Source organism: Candidatus Poriferisodalis sp. (assembly GCF_965214215.1).
Taxonomy (GTDB): Bacteria; Actinomycetota; Acidimicrobiia; order Acidimicrobiales; family Poriferisodalaceae; genus Poriferisodalis.
The window spans coordinates 1756293-1773381 of record NZ_CBDCBD010000003.1 but is presented as its reverse complement, the minus strand read 5'-3'; the positions used below and the strand labels follow the sequence as shown (position 1 = coordinate 1773381).

14 protein-coding genes and 2 tRNA genes are annotated in these 17089 nt (G+C 65.2%); 2 read left to right on the top strand and 14 right to left on the bottom strand.

Annotation, left to right across the window (positions count from 1 at the left end):
• Positions 1 to 12: 12 nt before the first annotated feature.
• Positions 13 to 85 (bottom strand) — tRNA-Glu (locus ACOOF5_RS10415).
• A 178-nt stretch (positions 86 to 263) separates the two neighbouring features.
• A complete protein-coding gene (locus ACOOF5_RS10410) occupies positions 264 to 1886 on the bottom strand; it encodes a DUF3179 domain-containing (seleno)protein (protein WP_420438848.1) in 1623 nt (540 codons plus the stop codon).
• Positions 1887 to 2105: 219 nt separating this feature from the next.
• Here ACOOF5_RS10410 and ACOOF5_RS10405 point away from each other — a divergent pair, with 219 nt between their 5' ends.
• Entirely contained in the window at positions 2106 to 3026 is a 921-nt protein-coding gene (locus ACOOF5_RS10405) for a polysaccharide deacetylase family protein (RefSeq protein WP_420438846.1), read from the top strand.
• Positions 3027 to 3058: 32 nt separating this feature from the next.
• On the opposite strand, the gene ACOOF5_RS10400 is transcribed toward ACOOF5_RS10405, so the two are convergent.
• Positions 3059 to 4201, bottom strand: coding sequence for an acyl-CoA dehydrogenase family protein (locus tag ACOOF5_RS10400; RefSeq protein ID WP_420438844.1), 1143 nt, complete (start codon positions 4199 to 4201; stop codon positions 3059 to 3061).
• A 91-nt stretch (positions 4202 to 4292) separates the two neighbouring features.
• On the opposite strand from ACOOF5_RS10400, the gene ACOOF5_RS10395 reads away from it, so the two are divergent.
• The gene (locus ACOOF5_RS10395; RefSeq protein WP_420438842.1) at positions 4293 to 5474 is read left to right on the top strand and encodes a nitroreductase family protein; all 1182 of its coding nucleotides are present in this window, start codon (positions 4293 to 4295) and stop codon (positions 5472 to 5474) included.
• A gap of 89 nt (positions 5475 to 5563) precedes the next feature.
• On the opposite strand, the gene ACOOF5_RS10390 is transcribed toward ACOOF5_RS10395, so the two are convergent.
• From ACOOF5_RS10390 to ACOOF5_RS10340, 11 genes are all read right to left on the bottom strand, one after another.
• On the bottom strand, positions 5564 to 5743 hold the full coding sequence (locus ACOOF5_RS10390) for a hypothetical protein (protein ID WP_420438840.1): 180 nt from the start codon (positions 5741 to 5743) through the stop codon (positions 5564 to 5566).
• Between the two features lie 205 nt (positions 5744 to 5948).
• Positions 5949 to 7658: an ABC transporter substrate-binding protein gene (locus ACOOF5_RS10385; protein ID WP_420438838.1), complete on the bottom strand. Its 1710-nt coding sequence runs from the start codon at positions 7656 to 7658 to the stop codon at positions 5949 to 5951.
• A gap of 130 nt (positions 7659 to 7788) precedes the next feature.
• Positions 7789 to 9072 carry a branched-chain amino acid ABC transporter permease gene (locus tag ACOOF5_RS10380; RefSeq protein WP_420438836.1) on the bottom strand — a complete coding sequence of 428 codons (1284 nt, stop codon included), beginning with the start codon at positions 9070 to 9072 and terminating at the stop codon, positions 7789 to 7791.
• Positions 9069 to 10013: a branched-chain amino acid ABC transporter permease gene (locus tag ACOOF5_RS10375; protein ID WP_420438834.1), complete on the bottom strand. Its 945-nt coding sequence runs from the start codon at positions 10011 to 10013 to the stop codon at positions 9069 to 9071. The genes ACOOF5_RS10380 and ACOOF5_RS10375 overlap by 4 nt, the downstream gene beginning before the upstream one ends.
• 193 nt (positions 10014 to 10206) lie before the next feature.
• The gene (locus ACOOF5_RS10370; RefSeq protein ID WP_420438832.1) at positions 10207 to 12033 is read right to left on the bottom strand and encodes a branched-chain amino acid ABC transporter permease; all 1827 of its coding nucleotides are present in this window, start codon (positions 12031 to 12033) and stop codon (positions 10207 to 10209) included.
• A 29-nt stretch (positions 12034 to 12062) separates the two neighbouring features.
• On the bottom strand, positions 12063 to 13121 hold the full coding sequence (locus ACOOF5_RS10365) for a branched-chain amino acid ABC transporter permease (protein ID WP_420438830.1): 1059 nt from the start codon (positions 13119 to 13121) through the stop codon (positions 12063 to 12065).
• 22 nt (positions 13122 to 13143) lie between these two features.
• Complete coding sequence (locus ACOOF5_RS10360) at positions 13144 to 13857, bottom strand: ABC transporter ATP-binding protein (RefSeq protein WP_420438828.1); 714 nt, start codon at positions 13855 to 13857, stop codon at positions 13144 to 13146.
• On the bottom strand, positions 13854 to 14615 hold the full coding sequence (locus tag ACOOF5_RS10355) for an ABC transporter ATP-binding protein (RefSeq protein ID WP_420438826.1): 762 nt from the start codon (positions 14613 to 14615) through the stop codon (positions 13854 to 13856). Before ACOOF5_RS10355 ends, ACOOF5_RS10360 begins: the two co-directional genes overlap by 4 nt.
• 228 nt (positions 14616 to 14843) lie before the next feature.
• A tRNA-Gln gene (locus ACOOF5_RS10350) sits at positions 14844 to 14918 on the bottom strand.
• A gap of 61 nt (positions 14919 to 14979) precedes the next feature.
• Positions 14980 to 16302 (bottom strand): glutamate--tRNA ligase, encoded by a 1323-nt coding sequence (locus tag ACOOF5_RS10345; protein WP_420438824.1) that lies wholly within the window; start codon positions 16300 to 16302, stop codon positions 14980 to 14982.
• 42 nt (positions 16303 to 16344) lie between these two features.
• On the bottom strand, positions 16345 to 17022 hold the full coding sequence (locus tag ACOOF5_RS10340; protein ID WP_420438822.1) for a hypothetical protein: 678 nt from the start codon (positions 17020 to 17022) through the stop codon (positions 16345 to 16347).
• Between the last annotated feature and the right edge of the window lie 67 nt (positions 17023 to 17089).

Genomic DNA, 17089 nt, shown 5'->3' with positions numbered 1-17089 from the left:
AGCGGCCACGAGCACCCCCAACGGGATTCGAACCCGTGCCGCCACCTTGAGAGGGTGGTGTCCTTGGCCGCTAGACGATGGGGGCTGGTTGAGATGCGAGGAGCCAGCATACCCACCGCCCAGCGTGGGCTTGTCGGCCCAGCAGGGGCGGGCAGATCGGCTGCACTGGACCAATCCGCGCGTCAGGCGGACGTGGAGCGATGCAACAAGTTTCCGGCAGACAGGGCGGCGGCCAAGGACTTTTCTGAGCGCAGTTCCCGACGCTAGTTGTCCGCGACAGGCGGCCAGATCTCGGTGTCTGGATGCAGCCCGTACCAAGCGAACCAGAACGACTGCGACGACACGATGCGGGCCAGCTCGAGGTCGACCGGTCCGAGCCCGTCCACGCCGCTCACGCGCAGCTCGTCGTGCAGCACGCCCCCGGGCACCACCTCAACCGAGGCGCCGTGGCGCCACGCTTCGGTCGGCACTTCGTCCAAGCCTCGGGCGCTGTACACCCTCGCCCCGCCCCGGTTCGGCACGATCACCAGGGGCTCGCCGACGAGCACATACACGAACGGGCCCATGTCCTCCAGCTCGGCAAGTCCCAGCGCCAACGCGTGCCCGTTGCGGTCGACGGTGACCACCTCCTCCTTCAGTTCGAACACGTCGGGTGTCTCAAAGGTCGGGAACCACAGCTCCTCGCTGGAGTAATACGGGCGGTACGCCGCGCCCGGTGTGTAGTCGTAGGCGATCGGCGGGCGTTCAGGCAGCTCCGCGAAGTACGTCGGGGGCGGCGTGTCGAGCGTGAACGTGTCGGGATGATCGGCCAACCAGTCCGCCCAGCGCACCGTGGCCACCGGATATTGATCCAGCGTGGTGCCCGTCAGCGTCCCGGCGAAGGCCGTGCCCGAGAGGTGGTTCCACAGGCTCTCGGTCTCGTTGTCGATCATGATCTTGTTCGAGTCCATCAGCAGGCCCGACGTCTGGAACGTGATCTCAGAGCCGTCGGGCAGCCGCCGGTCGAACATGAGCGCTGTCAGGCACAGCGTGCAGTATCCGAGCGCCACCGGCACGCCGCCGACGACATCGTTTGCAAGCTCGTGCCGGGCAAGGAACCGGACCGGATAGGCGCCGGCCTCGCCGCCGATGACGAAGCCCAGCACCAGCTCGTCATCGGTCATGAAGTCGGCTTCGGCTGGGGTCAGCCGTTCGGGATTGTTCAGCTCCGGTATCCCGCCGCGGCGCACCCCGCCGAATTGGATTGCCCCGAGCGTGAGCCGGTCGGTGACCCCGGCGAGCATGTCGTCGAAGCGGAAGTCGAGGTAGGCGTACAGCGTCCGCTTGAAGATCTCGTAACCCTCGCCCGGATCGACGCCGTGCGAGCGGTACCACGAGCCGTACCTGACGTAGTCGGTGTTGTAGTCGCCCGAACTCTCGATGCCCGTGAGCCGTTCCAGCGCTCCCATCGAGGTGTCCGAGACGTTGCGAGAACCGCCGGTGCGCATGATGTCCATGACCCACGGCACCCAGCGCTGATCGCCGTTCAAACCCATCTCGCCGGCAATGTTCGCGGCGAATGCCGTGTTGGGCAGCTCCAAGAACTCGTCGATCTTCTCCAGCAGCGTCAGCTCGAGGAACGGCCGCCCATCCTCGGTGCGGGGGAAGAATGGCTCGGTCGTCGTGGTGGGCGTGGCGGGCGCGGCACCCGACGGCGTCGTGTCGGGGGGCGCCATGTCGTCCGCGGCGAAGTCGGCGGCCGCTGCGCCGTCCGCCGATTCGCTCACAGCCAGCGACGACGTCGGGCGCGGCTCTTCGGCAGCGGAAGACTCGGCCTCCCCCGACGAACTCGAGCAGGCAGCGGCGAACGCGCTCACGGCCAAGGCTGCGCAGATCAGCTGTCGCATACGACCGCCGAGCCTATGTCAGACCCCCGCTTCACCTTTGGGCGCAGTACTCGAGCCGGTAGGCGCAGATGCCATAGCGGTGGAGGCGGCAGGAGACTCTGCGACGTTGCGACCTGCTGGATCGCGGGAGCAGAGGGTTCTGCCGCCTCCACCGCGGGCGCACCTACCAGCGCGGCACCTAATCCTCATGGTCAGGCCCGTTGGACTAGAACGGCGCCTGTGAAGGGCCGCCGAGGCGGCGGCACAACAGGGGGAACCACGATGGACAACGGTGCGAGCAACGGTGCCATACCCGACAACCCAGCGGGCTATGTCTGCCTGACGTTCGACTTCGACGGCCCGTCGTTGTGGATAGCCCGCCGCCAGACCACGCCGTCGCCGATCTCGCGCGGCGAGTTCGGCGCTGTCGCCGTGCCGCGGATTCTGAAGCTGCTGGCGAAGCACGACATCCCGAGCACCTTCTTCATTCCGGGCCATTCCATCGACACCTATCCCGAGGCCGCTCGGATGGTCGTCGACGCCGGCTGCGAGGTGGGCCTGCACGGGTACGCCCACGAGTACAACCCCCGCCTCAGCGAAGACGAGGAGCGCGCCATTCTCGAGCGGACGTTCGCGCAGATCGAAACCCTCACCGGCGCCCCGCCCAAGGGCTACCGCGCCCCCTCGGGCGACATCAATCCGTGGACGATCGACCTGCTGCTCGAATACGGCCTCAGCTACGACTCATCGCTCATGGGCCACGACTACGCGCCCTACTGGCTGCGCACCGGAGACCGGTTCCCAACCGACGGCCCGATGGAGTTTGGCCCCAACGTCGACCTCGTCGAGCTGCCGTTCAGCTGGCACCTCGACGACTACGTGCACCTCGAGTTCGTCACCTTCAAGAACACGATCCTGACCGGTCTCGAAAACCCCGGGACCATGTTCGACACGTTTCTCTCGGATGTGAAGTGGATGGTGAACGAGGTAGAGCACGGCGTGTGCACGGTCACGTTCCACCCCCAGGCCATCGGCCGAGGCGGGCGCCTGTACGAGATGGAGCGCTGGATCGAACAGATGACCGACCTCGGCGTGAGCTACACCCGCATGTGCGATGTGGCCGAGGCCTGGCGAGCCGGCCGCCCGCTCGGCGTCGAGTAGCAGGAACTGGCTCGACTGCTCCCACTCGGCTGCTACCAGTCAACGCCGTCGAGCATCCGGCCGATCAGCATCTTCTGCACCTCTGAGGTGCCTTCGTAGATCTGATACACACGCACATCGCGGTAGATCTTCTCGACGGGGTAGTCGTCGAGGTAGCCGTAGCCGCCGTGGATCTGGATGGCCTTCGACGCCACCCGCTCGGCCATCTCCGAGGCGAACAGCTTGGCCATCGACGCCTCCCGAGCGCACTCAAGGCCCTGGTCTCGCATCTGGGCAGCGTGCAGGTAGAGCTGGCGGGCTGCCTCGATCTGGGTGGCCATCTCGGCAAGCGTGAATGAGACCGCTTGGTGTTCGACGATGGGGCGGCCGAAGGTCTCGCGCTCCTGGGCGTAGGCGTGAGCTGCCTTCAGTGCCGCACGTGCGCCGCCGGTGGCTTGGGCGGCCACGCCGATGCGCCCGAGCGACAGGTTCCCCAACGCGATGCCGAGGCCCCGACCGATCTCGCCGAGCACATCGCTGGACGGCACCCGCATGTCTTCGAACACCACCTGGCAGGTGTCATTCGTGCGGTGGCCGAGCTTGCTCTCCTCGGCGATCACGCGGTAGCCGGGATTGTCGGTCGGCGTGATGAACGTCGTCATCCCCCGCTTGCCAGCGCCCGAGTCCGTCACCGCCACGATCATCGCCACGTCCGCGCTGGAACCCGCCGTGATGAAGGCTTTGTGTCCGTTCAGCACGTACTCGTCTCCGTCCCGCTCGGCTCGGGTGCGAATGGCCGCCGCGTCCGAGCCGGTGTGTGGCTCGGTGAGGTGGATGCAGCCCAGCCACTCGCCGCTGGTGAGCTTGGTGAGATAGTCGCGCCGCTGCTGATCGGTGCCGGACTGCTCGATCGCCACAGCAACCGGCGAGTTGTTGGCCGCCATCATGTTGCTGATCCCGCCGTCCGCAGCAGAGATCTCCTCGATGGCCAGTGCGTACGACACGAAATCGGCGCCAGAGCCGCCCCAGCAGGGATCGACCATCACCCCCATCAGACCGACGTCGGCCATCTTGGCGTACAGCTCGCGAGGCGCTGCCCCAGCACGGTCCCACTCGGCCGCGAAGGGGGCGATCTCGCGCTGAGCGAAGCTCCGCGCGACGTCACGAATCTGTTGCTGCTCGTCAGTCAACTGCACTGCGCTCTCCCCGTCACGAGCCTTCCGAGGCACCCTGCACCGGCGCGATCCGGGCAGGCATCGCTGGCCCGCTGCGACCTAACGTACCGCCATGTCAAATCGAGATTCAGAAGGACGCATCTCAGAGGCCGGCTTCGACCTCGATCAAGTGGACCGCCTACTCACCACCACCCGAGCCGTGCGCAAGCGGCTCGATTTCGACCGCTGGGTCAGCGACGAGACCATCTTCGAGTGCATCGACCTCGCGGAGCAGGCACCTACAGGCGGCAACGATGCGAGCCGTCGCTGGGTGGTGATCCGCGACCAGGAACTCAAGGACCGGCTCGGCGAGCTCTATGCCGAAGTCGGCACGATCTTCATCAACGCACGCGGCCGCCTCGACGGAACAGGCCACCCCAAGGAGCACATCGTCAGTTCCAGCGCGTACCTCGTCGAGAACTATGCGAAGGCGCCAGCGCTCGTGATGCTGGCAATCTGGGGCATCCACGACGACAGCGGCCGGCCGGGACTGTTCGACAGCGCCATCCCCTCCGCGTGGAGCTTCAACCTGGCGCTGCGCTCCCGCGGGCTCGGCACTGCCTACGCGACGATGCTCAACAACAAGTCCGACGAGGTGGCCGAACTGCTCGGCATGCCACCGGGCCTGACGACGCTGGTGTGCTTCCCGGTGGCCTACACCAAGGGCACCGAGTTCTCGCCCGCACCCCGCAGGCCGGCCAGCGAGGTCACCTACTTCGACCAGTGGGGCTTCACGCGCCAGCGGCCGAGCGAAGACGGCACCGCCCGTGTCGCCGACGGCCAGGGCGTCGTGGCCGAGATCGACACCGACGCCCGGCCCCGGGCCGTCTGGGAGGTCATCTCCGACATCAACATGCCCGCCCAGTTCTCCGAGGAATTCCTTGGTGCCGAATGGACCTCCGACGGCCCACCAGACGTCGGCTCGACCTTCAAAGGCCGTAACTCCATACCCGATGTCTTCGACTGGGAGACCGACTGCATCGTCACGGCATGGGAGGAACGCTCGGCTTTCGAGTGGCGGGTCACCGACACCGACAACCCTGGCGCGGTCTGGCGTTTCGATCTCGCCGAGCAGGGCGGCGGCAGCCGTCTGCGATTCTCGATGCTCATCGGGCAGGAGAACAACGGCACGGTGCCGATGGCTCTGCGGGATCCTGCCAAGGAGCAGCGGGTGTTGAACCGGCGCCGGGAGACCCTGCGAGCCAACATGCAGCGCGTCGTAGATGGCGTCAAGGCCATCGTCGACGGCAGCTGACGCGCATGGCGTGCCGGGCACCCGCTCGGCATCGAGTAGCAGGAACTGGCTCGACGGCTACCAGTCAACGCCGTCCAGCCCTCGGCGAGCTACGACTTGTTCGAAGACGATCCGCTATACGCGTTGTGATAGGTGTGCGACGATGCCGGCGCGCTTGATTTGCCTGCGGCGCTGATCTGGTTCAGCGCCTCGGTGCTGAGTTCCTCATCGACGCCTTCGGCTGCATTGTCAGTTTCGTCCTTGGTCGGACTGTCTGATTGGTTTGACATTTCGAGCCTCCTGTCGAACTCAGACTAGCTGCGTCTCAGATGGAAGTCCGCGACAGCTCACTGATGCGTCGCTGCTGCGGTGCGGTGTCAGTCAGGTCAACGACGCGAAAGGGCCGACGGGCATCAGCCCGCCGGCCCTCTGCGTTGACTGCTTCGTCAGCTAGGGAACTGGACGCAAGAGCGTCAGGTCCCTAGTGGGGGTTGCCTAGCGGCAGCCGCCGTTGTCCTTGTCCCAAGCACAGTTCGAGGAAAGGCCGTTGACGTCCACGATCTCACCGATGATGTCCCACGTCTGGGCGTCGGCGTCGAACAAGCTGAAGTCCGAGCCCTCGATGAAGTAGCCATCGGCGGACCCGTTGAGCTGGGCGCTGATGCCGTCGAGATGCAGCGGGCTGTAGATGTCGATAGCGCGGACCGCGAGGATGAAGTTGGTGCGGTTCAATCCGCCCGGCAGCTCAGCAGCGACGCGCAGTGCCTCCCCGTAGGGATAGCCGAACGTGTAGCCGATGCCGTACAGCGACACCGACGGATCCAATTCAGCAGCTTCAAGGTTGTCGTTGACGAACTTGATGAACGGCTCATCGACATGCTTCGGGTCGGTGGTGTCCTTCGAACCCCCGCCGACGATCCACCAGTTGTGGGCGAAATCGCCGGCCGGCTTCATGTAGGCCTCGATGCCCTTGCACACCGACGGCGTGAAGAGCGCGCCGCCCTTGGCATTGATGTCGTCGTACAGGCCGCTCTGGCCGGCTTCCTGAATGGCCAGCAAGCACGGGTTGCCCGCCGTCATCGAGATGAACACATCAGGCTCGAACGCAGCGACCGTGGTCATCTCGTTGGTCAGCGTGGGTGCAGCCGGGTCGTGACGTACCGGCAGGTACTCGCTCACCACGTCGGGGTTGGCCTCGGCCCACTCGTGGAAACCGAGCTCGTAAGCCAGACCGAAGTCGTTGTCCATCACCAGACCGGCAACCTTGACGGGCAGCAGGTCAGACAGGTTCTCCTTGATCCACGCGCCCCACAGAATCGACTCGGTCGAGTACGACATCTGCATGCCGGTGGTCCACGGGTGGTTGACCGGGTCGCCCCAGGCGGGGTGGCCGGTCATCACGAACGGCTGAGGGATGCATTCCTCATTGAGCTTGTCGTACACCGCCAAGGTGTTCGGCGAGCCCAGCGTGAGGATCGAGAACACGTTCTCCGCCTCGATCAGCTCGTCCACGAACTCGATCGTCTGGGCAGCGACATAGGCGTCGTCCTTGATAATCAGCGTCAGCTCGCGGGGAGCGCCGCCGACCATGATCGGGTCGTTCTCGTTCAGCCAATCGAAGTAGTTCTCCCAGCCGTAGGCGATGTTGCCGTAGGCAGCGAGGTTGCCCGACTGCGCAGTGGTGTGGCCGATGCGGACCTGCGAGTCGGTGATGCCCGTCGTGTTCGACCAGTCGTCGGGGCACGCGTTCATGTCGATCTCGAAGCCTGCAGGGCCGCGCAGGATGCCGTCGTCGCCGACGCCGTACTCGCCGGACTCGATCTTTTCGGTCAGCTCGGCAGCGGTCTTATCGCGGCGCGCGGCGGCCTCGTCGAAGATGCCCTGGAGGGTGGAGCGATCGAACATCATCTCGTCCTCTTCCATCATCCCCCCGTCGTCATCCGAGTCGCCGTCGTCGTCTTCACCGGAGACTGCTGCCTCGATGTCCTCCTCGGAAGCGGCGCCGCCCAGCGAGGACTGCTCCTCTTCCTCTTCCATCATCTCCCCGTCGTCGTCCGTCGCGTCGTCGCCTGTCGACGCTGCGGTGGTCTCGGTCTCTGTCTCGCTGGCGCCGCCCTCGTCATCGTCGTCGCCGCCGCATGCAGCAGCAACGAGCGAGAACGCGAACAGCACAGCCAGCAAACGCCACATTCGACGCTTGGTCATGTCTTGACTCCCTGTCAGTGAAATACGAAACGCCGGTTCCTCATGACTCATGCGGACCAGCGACTGAGGCGACGCTACTTCGCCTGCCTTCGGCCGTGCCGCCGAGCGGTGTGTCAATTCGGCGACGATTTCAAGCGGACGTTCGATTCTGCTCGGGCGCCGGCGGACTGCTCGGTTGCCGACGCCTGAACATCCCTATGAGACCGCGGGGAAACACAAACGTCAGCACCACCAGCAGCACGCCGAACACGAATTGCTCGTCGTCGAGCAAACTCAAGAATTCGCTGAGCGGGCCGAGTCCGCTGACGCCGTTGACGAGCTCGCCGAGCCAGGAGAAGACCTCACGGATCGCGACGCCCAGCACCGAGCCCCACAGCGAGCCCAGCCCGCCGAGCACAGCAGTCGCGTACAGGACCAACGACTCCGAGAACGGGTACGACTCCTGCGAAGTGAACGGCACCAGGATGATGCCGAGAGCGCCGGCGAGGCCCGCCAGCGATGCGCTCAGGGCGAACGTGCTCACCCGGGAGGACACCAGCTTGACCCCGTAAACCGCCGCAGCCGTGTCATTGTCGCGCACCGAGCGCATGGCTCGACCCGGACGGCTGTTGATGATGTTGTGCGTCAGCCACATCGCCAGCGCTACTGCGGCCAAGCAGATCAAGTAGCGGTACAGCCCCTCGGCCCAGCGGCTGGTGCCGAACCACGACGGCGGCACCAGCTCGGCGCCGACCGCCCTGCCGCTGACGCCGCCGGAGAAGGCGGGAAATCGCTTGGCGAGCGGCTGGAACGCGATGGCCAGACCGAGCGTCACCAGCGCAAGGTGTATGCCCTTGATCCGAAGCGCCGGCAGGCCGACCAGCGCGCCGATGACGCCCGCGAAGGCGGCGCCCGCCACGATGGAGAGCACCCATGGCAACCGCAAGTCGTCGACTGCGTAGGCGGCCGCGAACGCGCCGACCGCCACGAAGACACCGTGGCCCAGGCTGATCATGCCGCCGTAGCCGGTGGCGATGTTCACGCCCAACACCGCCAGGACCATCACCACGATCTGGGTGTTCTGACGCAGCTCGGTCACCGTGCTGGTGAACGGCATCACCACCAGCCATACGCCCAGCAGCGCCGCGCCGATCCAGCTGAGCGGGCTGATGCGTCGAGTCCCCCGATGGCCGAACGCTGGCGAATCGCCCGCCCGCCCCAGCATTGCCGCAGCGGCCGCATCTGGGGCCGAAGCGTCAGGCGCGGTGGCCACCGAACCCGGACGCGGCAGCACCTCGAACCCTGCCCCAGTCGGCTCAGGGCCCGATGTCTCAGCATCGGCGCTTGAGGCGAAGTGCGCCGAGGAATCTGTGTCTGCGCCCGACGCGTCGGCGTCGCGGCGCGGTATCGGCGGCGGCCAAGCGTCGTCGTTCACACTCGCTCGATCCGCTGAGTGCCGAACAGCCCGGCTGGGCGCACGATGAGCACCACCACCATCGCGACCAGCGCGGGCAAAACACTGAGCTCGAAGCCGATGAAGGGCACATACGCAGGGATGAGCGTCTGGCTCAAGCCGATGATCACGCCGCCGACGAGCGCGCCCTTCGGCGAGTCCAATCCGCCGAGCGTCGCTGCTGCGAAGGCGTACACCAACACCCGAACCATCATCGTCGGTTCGAGGAGCACCGAATTTGCACTCATGTTCGCAGCGATCGCTCCCAGGCCTGCGGCAAGGGCCCAGCCGTACATCAGCGTCGGGCCGACACGGATGCCATTCAGCGCGGCCGACTCCGAGTCAATCGAAACTGCTCGGAAAGCGAGACCGGTCTTCGTGTAGCGCAACAGCAGGGCCAGCACCGCGAGAAGCGCGAACAGCACGAGCCACGCTCCCACCGTGGAAAAGCGCAGGCGGGCGCCGGCGATGGCGAAGTTGTCGCCGGGATCCGAGGGAAAGATCGGCGGGAATACTCGCGGTCCGGTTCCCCACCATTGCGCCATCAAAGAATTCAACGCCAGCAGAATGCCGATCGTTACGTTCACGAGCGCTAGTTCGGGCGCGTCTCGCAATGGGCGGATCAGCACGCGCTCTGTGGCAGCGCCAGCGGCGATGCCCACGACAACCGATCCGCCGATCGCCAGCGGTGTCACCAACGGCGCCCCGAACCACGACGCAAGCCCCCCGCCGGTGACGCCAGGCGCTGCTCCAGCGAGCAGCACGAACGCGATATAGGCAGAAAACGTTGCCATTTCGCCTTGAGCGAAGTTCAGCAATCCGGTGGACCGAAAGATGATGACCAGCGCCAGCGCCAGCGAAGAGTAGATCGCGCTGTTGAACAGGGCGTCGAAGATTCGCTGCAGCAGCAGAACTGAGTCCATATCAGCTGTTCAGACTCGAGAGGCCGAGCCGGCAGGCGAAGCCGTGGCCCGAGCGGCCCGTGAGCGCAGCGAACAAGAGCGGGAAACCAGCGGCCGCTCGGCGGGGCGGTACACCTATCCGCGCTCCCTCTCAACTGCGTCCGCTGAGCCTCAGCGCCCCGGCAGAGGCGGGAGGCTCAGCGTCGCTTTACGACTACGAAGAAGCGTCGACTTCTTCAGGTGCTGGCGCGGGAGCGGTTTCGGTCTTCTCGTCGGCGAAGACGAAGTAGCGCAGGCCGATGACGATCGTCGCAACGATGACGATGACGCTCAGCACCATCGAGAGCACACTCTGAGTCGGCCAGCCAATGAGCCAGAAGCCCACCGGCGTCTCGGAGGCATCGATCGCATCCGACGCGACATCGCACAGCTCGGCGACCGACATGTCGCTGATCTCGCCTGTCGGCGAGGTCTCGCAGAATTCGCCTGCAGAGCCCGAGAAGTCTTTCGATTTCGCGGCCTCGCTGACCATGGGGATGGCGGGGATCGTCTTCCCGTCCGGATTCACCGCCACCGATTCGCGGGCAAGGTGACCGACATGGTGCGCCCGCAGAGCAAGGTTCAGCGCGAACGCCTGGATGTAAGCGAAGCTGAGCACTCCCAGCACCCCAGCCGTCTTGGCCTGGGAGCTCACCGCGTCGGCGTTCTCGCCGCGCAATCCGGCTTTGACTGCTCGGAGCTCGTTCATCGCTACGAAGATGATGACGGGCGCGAGCACCACGATGACGAAGCGAAGCACGAAAGCGAGCGTGCCGACGAGGAGGCTGTCGATGTTCATCAGAACCCAGCCAATGATCAGTAGCACCGGGCCTGCAACGGCGAAGCGCAACGCCCAGGTTGCTCGAGTCGACGAAGGTCCGGGGTCGAGGTCTGCAAGCGGCGTGATCGGGTCGCCCGCCGGCGTGAGCGGGACCACCTGGATGATCCTCTTCTGTATGGCGGTGACCATCGACGTGATGCCGCCCGGAGCGAAGAAGGTGAACAGAATGAGGATGAGGCCGAAGATCGCGGCCGATAGCGGGCCGTCGCCGTCAAGGGTGTAGAAGCCCAGCGGGATGGAGATTCTCTTCGTGAGATCTCGTACCCACACGACGAACAATCCGCCGAAAATTGATCCTTGGAGGGTGCCGACACCGCCGATCACCAAACCGATGATCAGGTCGACAGCAAGCAAGAAGGTGAAGTCCTGTCCGGCCACGAAGCCCTTGTCCATGCACCACATGAGGCCCGCCAGCGAACCCAGCGAGGCGCTCAGGGCGAAGTTCACGGTCTTGTACATCGGCAGGTTCACGCCGTAGACAGCGGCACCTGCCTCGCTGTCGCGGATTGCCAGAACCGCCCTGCCGGGCCGGCTTCGCATGATGTTGCGGACTAGTGCGATGACGATCGCTGTCATCACGAGCAGAATCCAGTAGCGGTACGCATTGGCACCACGTGCGCCATCGACGCCGGGCAGCCACTCAAAGAAGCTGGAGAAGCCGCTTTCCTGTCGATCGACCTCCTCGATGACGTCTCGGCCATTCGGGCCGCCGGTGCGACGCGCGATGCCCAGCTCGTCGATATTCACCAGCGTCGGGAACACCGCCGCCTGGGCGATGGTGACCAACGCTAGGTAGAGACCTCGCACACGTAGCGCGGGCAGTCCGACGATGATCCCGATGGCGAATCCGACGATCACGACCAGCGGAATGACCATCCAGAAGTCCCAGAGTTCGTCCTGGACCATCGAGGCAGCGACGAATGCGCCTATGCCCATGAACGCCGAGTGCCCGAGCGCGAGCATGCCGTTGAAGCCGACGACCAAGTTGACCGCGAGCACGGCCACCATCAGCACCAGCGCGCGGTTCATCTTGCCGATCTCGAACGGCTGCAGGACCAATGGCACCAGGACCGCCAGCGCCAGGGCGTAGCCCCAGCTCAAGAACTGCCATTGGCGGTGCTGTGTGCTGCCCTTAGAAACGATGAGCAGTGGTGAACTCATACCTCAGCAACTCCCCTTGGGTCGTTGAGCTAGACGCGCTCGATACGGCGGGTTCCGAAGAGACCCGCTGGACGGAACAACAGCACGATCAGGATCAGCAGGAATGCCATCGCCAGCTGCAAGATCGAGAAATAGGCCTGGCCGAGCACGACCACGCCGAACCATGAGACCAGGACCGACTTGACGAGTCCGACAACCAGCCCGCCGATGACCGCGCCGCCGAGGCTGTCGAGGCCGCCGAGGGCGGCTCCTGCCAGGGCGTAGATCAGGATGGTCAGCATCATGTTGGGATTGACACCGCCCAGAGCCGGTGCCACCAAGGCGGCCGACAGCGTGCCGAACACAGAGGCCAGTGCCCAGCCGAACCCCAGTGTGCGGCCGGTGTTGACACCGACCAGCCGGGCTGACTCGGTATTGGAGGACACTGCTCGGAAAGCCAGGCCCGCCTTCGTCTTGCCCAGGATGATCGCAAGTGCAATCAGCGCGAGGGCGAGTGCGATCCACGTGCCGATCGTGCGGTAGTGGAGGCGGGCCCCGATGACCTCAAAGAAGGTCCGGCCCACCATCTCGCACATCTCAGCGCCGGAAGTCCCAGGTGCGACCTCGGCGAGCTGGCCCTCGGAATTCGTCAAGCAGACAATCGTGCCTTCGCTGGACGTCTTGAGTTCGCTGCCATTGGGCACCCAGCTCGGGAACTGGCCGAAGGGGTCATTCACCCGCCGGACCTGGTAGTTCCAGATGTCGCCCGCGACGGCGTTAATGATCAAGAACAAGCCCAAGGTGATGAGCACGACCGGTAGGTGGTCCGCTGGGTCGAACGGTCTCACAAGCGCTCGTTCGACGGCCGCGCCGATGGCGGCACTGATGGCCATCGCTATGACAATCGAGAGCCAGAGCCAGAGGCCCTGCTCGATGTTGAGCACGTACACGAAGAACGCACCGAGCATCGCCAACTCGCCAGTGGCGAAGTTGATCAGCGTCGTGGCCTTGAAGATCAGCACCAACGCCAATGCGGCGGCGGCATATACGGCACCGTCGCGTAGGCCGTTGAAAATGAAATCCGGGAGGATCTCGAAGTTCCAGTTCACGGTCTGCCCCCGTACCTACGAATCAAGCGCCCAAGTACGCTTCCTGCACTGCAGGATCGCTCTTGAGCTGTTCGGCGGGTCCGTGCAGAGCGATCTCGCCGCTCTCGATCACGTACCCGTAGTCGGCCATGTCCAGCGCCAGGTTGGCGTTCTGCTCGACGAGCAACAGCGTCAACCCGGTCTCCTTGTTGAGTTGGGCGAAGCGCTCGAAGAGGTCTTCGATGATGAGCGGCGCCAAGCCCAGGGAGGGCTCGTCAAGCAACAGCAGCTTGGGCCTGCACATCAGCGCCCGGGCGACAGCGAGCATCTGCTGCTCACCGCCCGAGAGCGAGCCGGCGAGCTGGCCGCGGCGCTCCTCGAGCCGAGGGAAGATCTCGAACCAGCGGTCGACATCCGCGTTGACCTCATTGTCCTTGCGGGTGTAGGCGCCGATCCTGAGATTGTCCATTACCGAGAGCTCGGGAAATGTGCCACGGCCCTGAGGCACATGGGCGACGCCGCGCCTCACGATGTCGGCCGTCTTGGCACGGGAGATGTCGTCGCCCTCCATCATGACCGTGCCGGTCGTCGTGCACATGTTGCACAGCGCCCGCAGCGTCGTGGTCTTGCCGGCGCCGTTGGCACCGAGAATCACCACGACGTTGCCATCGGGTACTTCGAAGTCGAGGCCGCGTAGAACCTCTACCGCGCCGTAACGGGCGTGGAGGTCGGTGACCTTCAGCATCATCTCGGTCATGAAGAACTCCCCAGGTACGCCTCGATGACCTCCGGGTCGTTGCGCACGACATCGGGGTGACCGTCAGCGATCTTGCGGCCGAAGTTGAGCACGACAAGGTGCTCGCTGATGTTGAGCACCATACGCATGTGGTGCTCCACAAGCAGGACCGACAGGTTGTGCCGGTCGCGGATGTCTTTCACGTCCTGGGCGAGCGAGTCGACCTCTTGGTGCGTCAGGCCCGACGCCGGCTCGTCGAGCATGATCAGGCGCGGGTTGGAGATCAGCGCCCGGGCCAGCTCGATTCGCTTGAGCGTGCCGAAGGGCAGCCCGGCTGCGGGGTGGTAGGCGTGTTCCTCCAGGCCGAGTTCTTCGAGCGCCTCCCAGGCGCGGCGACGAAGGTCGTTTTCTTCACGGCGGGTGCCGATACGGAACGCGCCGGTGAAGAAGTTCGCCTTGGTGTTGGTGTGGTCGCCCACCATGACGTTCTCGAGGACGCTCATGCCGCGCCAAAGCGCCAGGTTCTGGAACGTCCGGTACACGCCGACGCGACTGATCCGGTGCGCAGGCATGGAGAGCAGATCGTGGCCGTCGAACGTCACCGAACCGGTGGTCGGGTCGTAGATCCGGCTGACCACGTTGAACAGGGTGGTCTTGCCCGCGCCGTTCGGTCCGATGAGTCCGAGGATCTGTCCTTCATCCAGAGAAAAGGACAAATCGTCGAGCGCGCGGATGCCGCCGAACTGCACGGAGATGTCTTGGACTTCGAGCAACGCCACGCGCTGAACCCCCTCCGGTCCGAGCCGGTCGGGAGACCGGCCGCAGGCAAGTTATCAGGTCGGCTCGTATTCGTGAGGTTCCGTGGGGAGCCCCATGTGGGCCGAGCCAGCGGGTGATGTTAGGTCACAGAAACGCGTTTGGTGCAAATCGGTCCAACCACGCCTGCAACGTTGATGTTTGAGTGCGGCGTCGAGCGCGCTACTCGTGGCGACGACGCCCCGGCGGCCTGGTTCGGGGAGGAGGACTCGAACCCCCAATGACTGGACCAGAACCAGTTGTGTTGCCTATTACACCATCCCCGAAAGCGCACACAGGCTAGCGGCGCGGCCAATCGCGCAGCCCGGGAATATTGGGTGTTTCGACTCAGCGAGCGAGCCTGGCCTGGGCCACAGCGAGACGCGCGAGCGTGGCGTCGCGGCCGAGCAGGACCAACGATTCGAACAGCGGGGGACCCACCCGGCGGCCCGTGACCGCAACGCGTACCGGTGCTTGCGCCTTTCCCAGCTTCAGGCCGAATTCCTCGCCGATCTCTCGCAACGAGGCGTGCAGAGAATCGGCGTTCCATTCCGTCCCGGCGAAGTTGGAGCTGGCTCGGTCGAGGATGTCGCGTGCGGGCGGGACCATGGTTGCGTCCCAGTCGTCGGGATCGATCTCGGGCTCAGCGAAGAGAAACGCGATGCGATCGGGAGCGTCCGACAGCAGACGTGTGCGTTCTTTGATCAGGGGGGCGACATCGCGTAACGCCGCCGAGTCGAGATGGGTGCCCCACGGCTGTGCGCTGACCCACGGCTGGATCGCAACTGCGAAGTCGGCGTCGTCGAGCGCACGCAGGTAGTCACCGTTGATCGCGGTGAGCTTGTCCGTGTCGAACATGGCCGGTGCCGCGTTCACATCGGCAAGATCGAACAGCTCCACGATCTCGGCGAGTGGCCGCACCTCCGTGCCGTCGGGCGGTCCCCAGCCCAGCAAAGCGAGGTAGTTCACCATTGCGGCCGAAAGCACGCCCTGATCGCGGTAACTGGTGAGCGACACATCGTCGCGTCGCTTGGAGAGCTTCTTTCGCTGCTTGTTGACGATGAGCGGCAGGTGGGCAAAGGCCGGCGCCTCGGTCGCGCCCAGCGCGGCGCGCAGCAACAGCACTTTGGGCGTCGTGTTCAGCAGGTCCTCGCCTCGCACGACATGAGTGATGCCCAAGTCGAGATCGTCGACGGCGTTGGCGACGAAGAACGTCGCGCTGCCGTCGCTGCGGCGGACGACGAAGTCCTCGATGGAGGCGTTCGGGAATTCGACGCGGCCACGCACGATGTCGTCGAAGGCTGTGACCCCGTCATCGGGGACGGCGAACCGGACCGCGCCGTCGTCGAGATACGCCTGGCCGTTGTCGAGCCAGCGCTGGACGGCCGCGTCATAGAGCGCACTGCGTCGGCTCTGTAAGACCGGCTCGCCATCGAAGTCGAGGCCGAGCCATTCGAGCATCTCGAGGATCTGGTCGATGTGAGCAGCCGTCGCGAGTTCGGCGTTGGTGTCTTCGATGCGCAGCACCAGCTCGCCGCCGCAGTGGCGGGCATAGAGCCAGTTGAACAGCGCTGTGCGAGCCGTGCCCAGATGCGGCAACCCGGTGGGGGCGGGTGCGAACCGCAAACGAATGTGCGGTGGCGCCGAAACACTCCTGGACGAATCACTCATGAGAATGCTGCGGCGGTACGTCGTAAGCGCTCGAGGCGCCGCTCAGCACTGTCCGGTACTGCAATTTGGATCGCTCGCGTCGACCCAGCGACCTACGGGCCTGCCGGCCATCGCGAGCAGTCGCTGCAACGGCGGCGTCGACACGTCGACCTGAAGCGCATCGAGACCCGGCCAGACCGGCACTGCGGGGGCTGCCACGAGAATCCGATCCACCAGCAGTTCGTCCAGCCCGGTGCCGGCACTGATGGCCTGCTGCAGGTCGTATCCCAGAACGGTGAGCTCGGTGACTCGCGTCCAGAGCAAGTCGCGCAGCCGCGGGCTGAACCCGGCACCGGCATCGAGGCTCGCGGCAATCGCGAGCACCGTTCGGACGCTCTCGACGATCGGCTGGGTGGGGTCGGGACGTTCGTCTGGACGGGCGCCCAGTCCCAATCCGAATCCGGCCGCGGGAGTCGAGACTTGGACCGGCGGCGGCACCGGCTGACCGCTCATCTGGGCTGCAGCTGCGAGATTGCCGTTTGCTGCGCGCGCCAGCAGGTCGGCCACGGTGTAGTCGCCCAGCGGCGGCGCCAGCGGCATCGCCATGTGCTCCCATGCCGGCAGCCGCATCCGCGCGGCGAAGTCGGTGCACGCCCTGCGATGCAGTCGCAAGAGTTCACGGTCGGCCTGGTTCGGCGTCTCCAAACGGGTCGGCGGAGCGGTGGTCTGGGTATCAGTCATCTGGGCCATCTGAATCTCAATCGGTGTTGGTTTCGTCGCCGTTGCCGGCGTATCGAGTGCTCTCGGA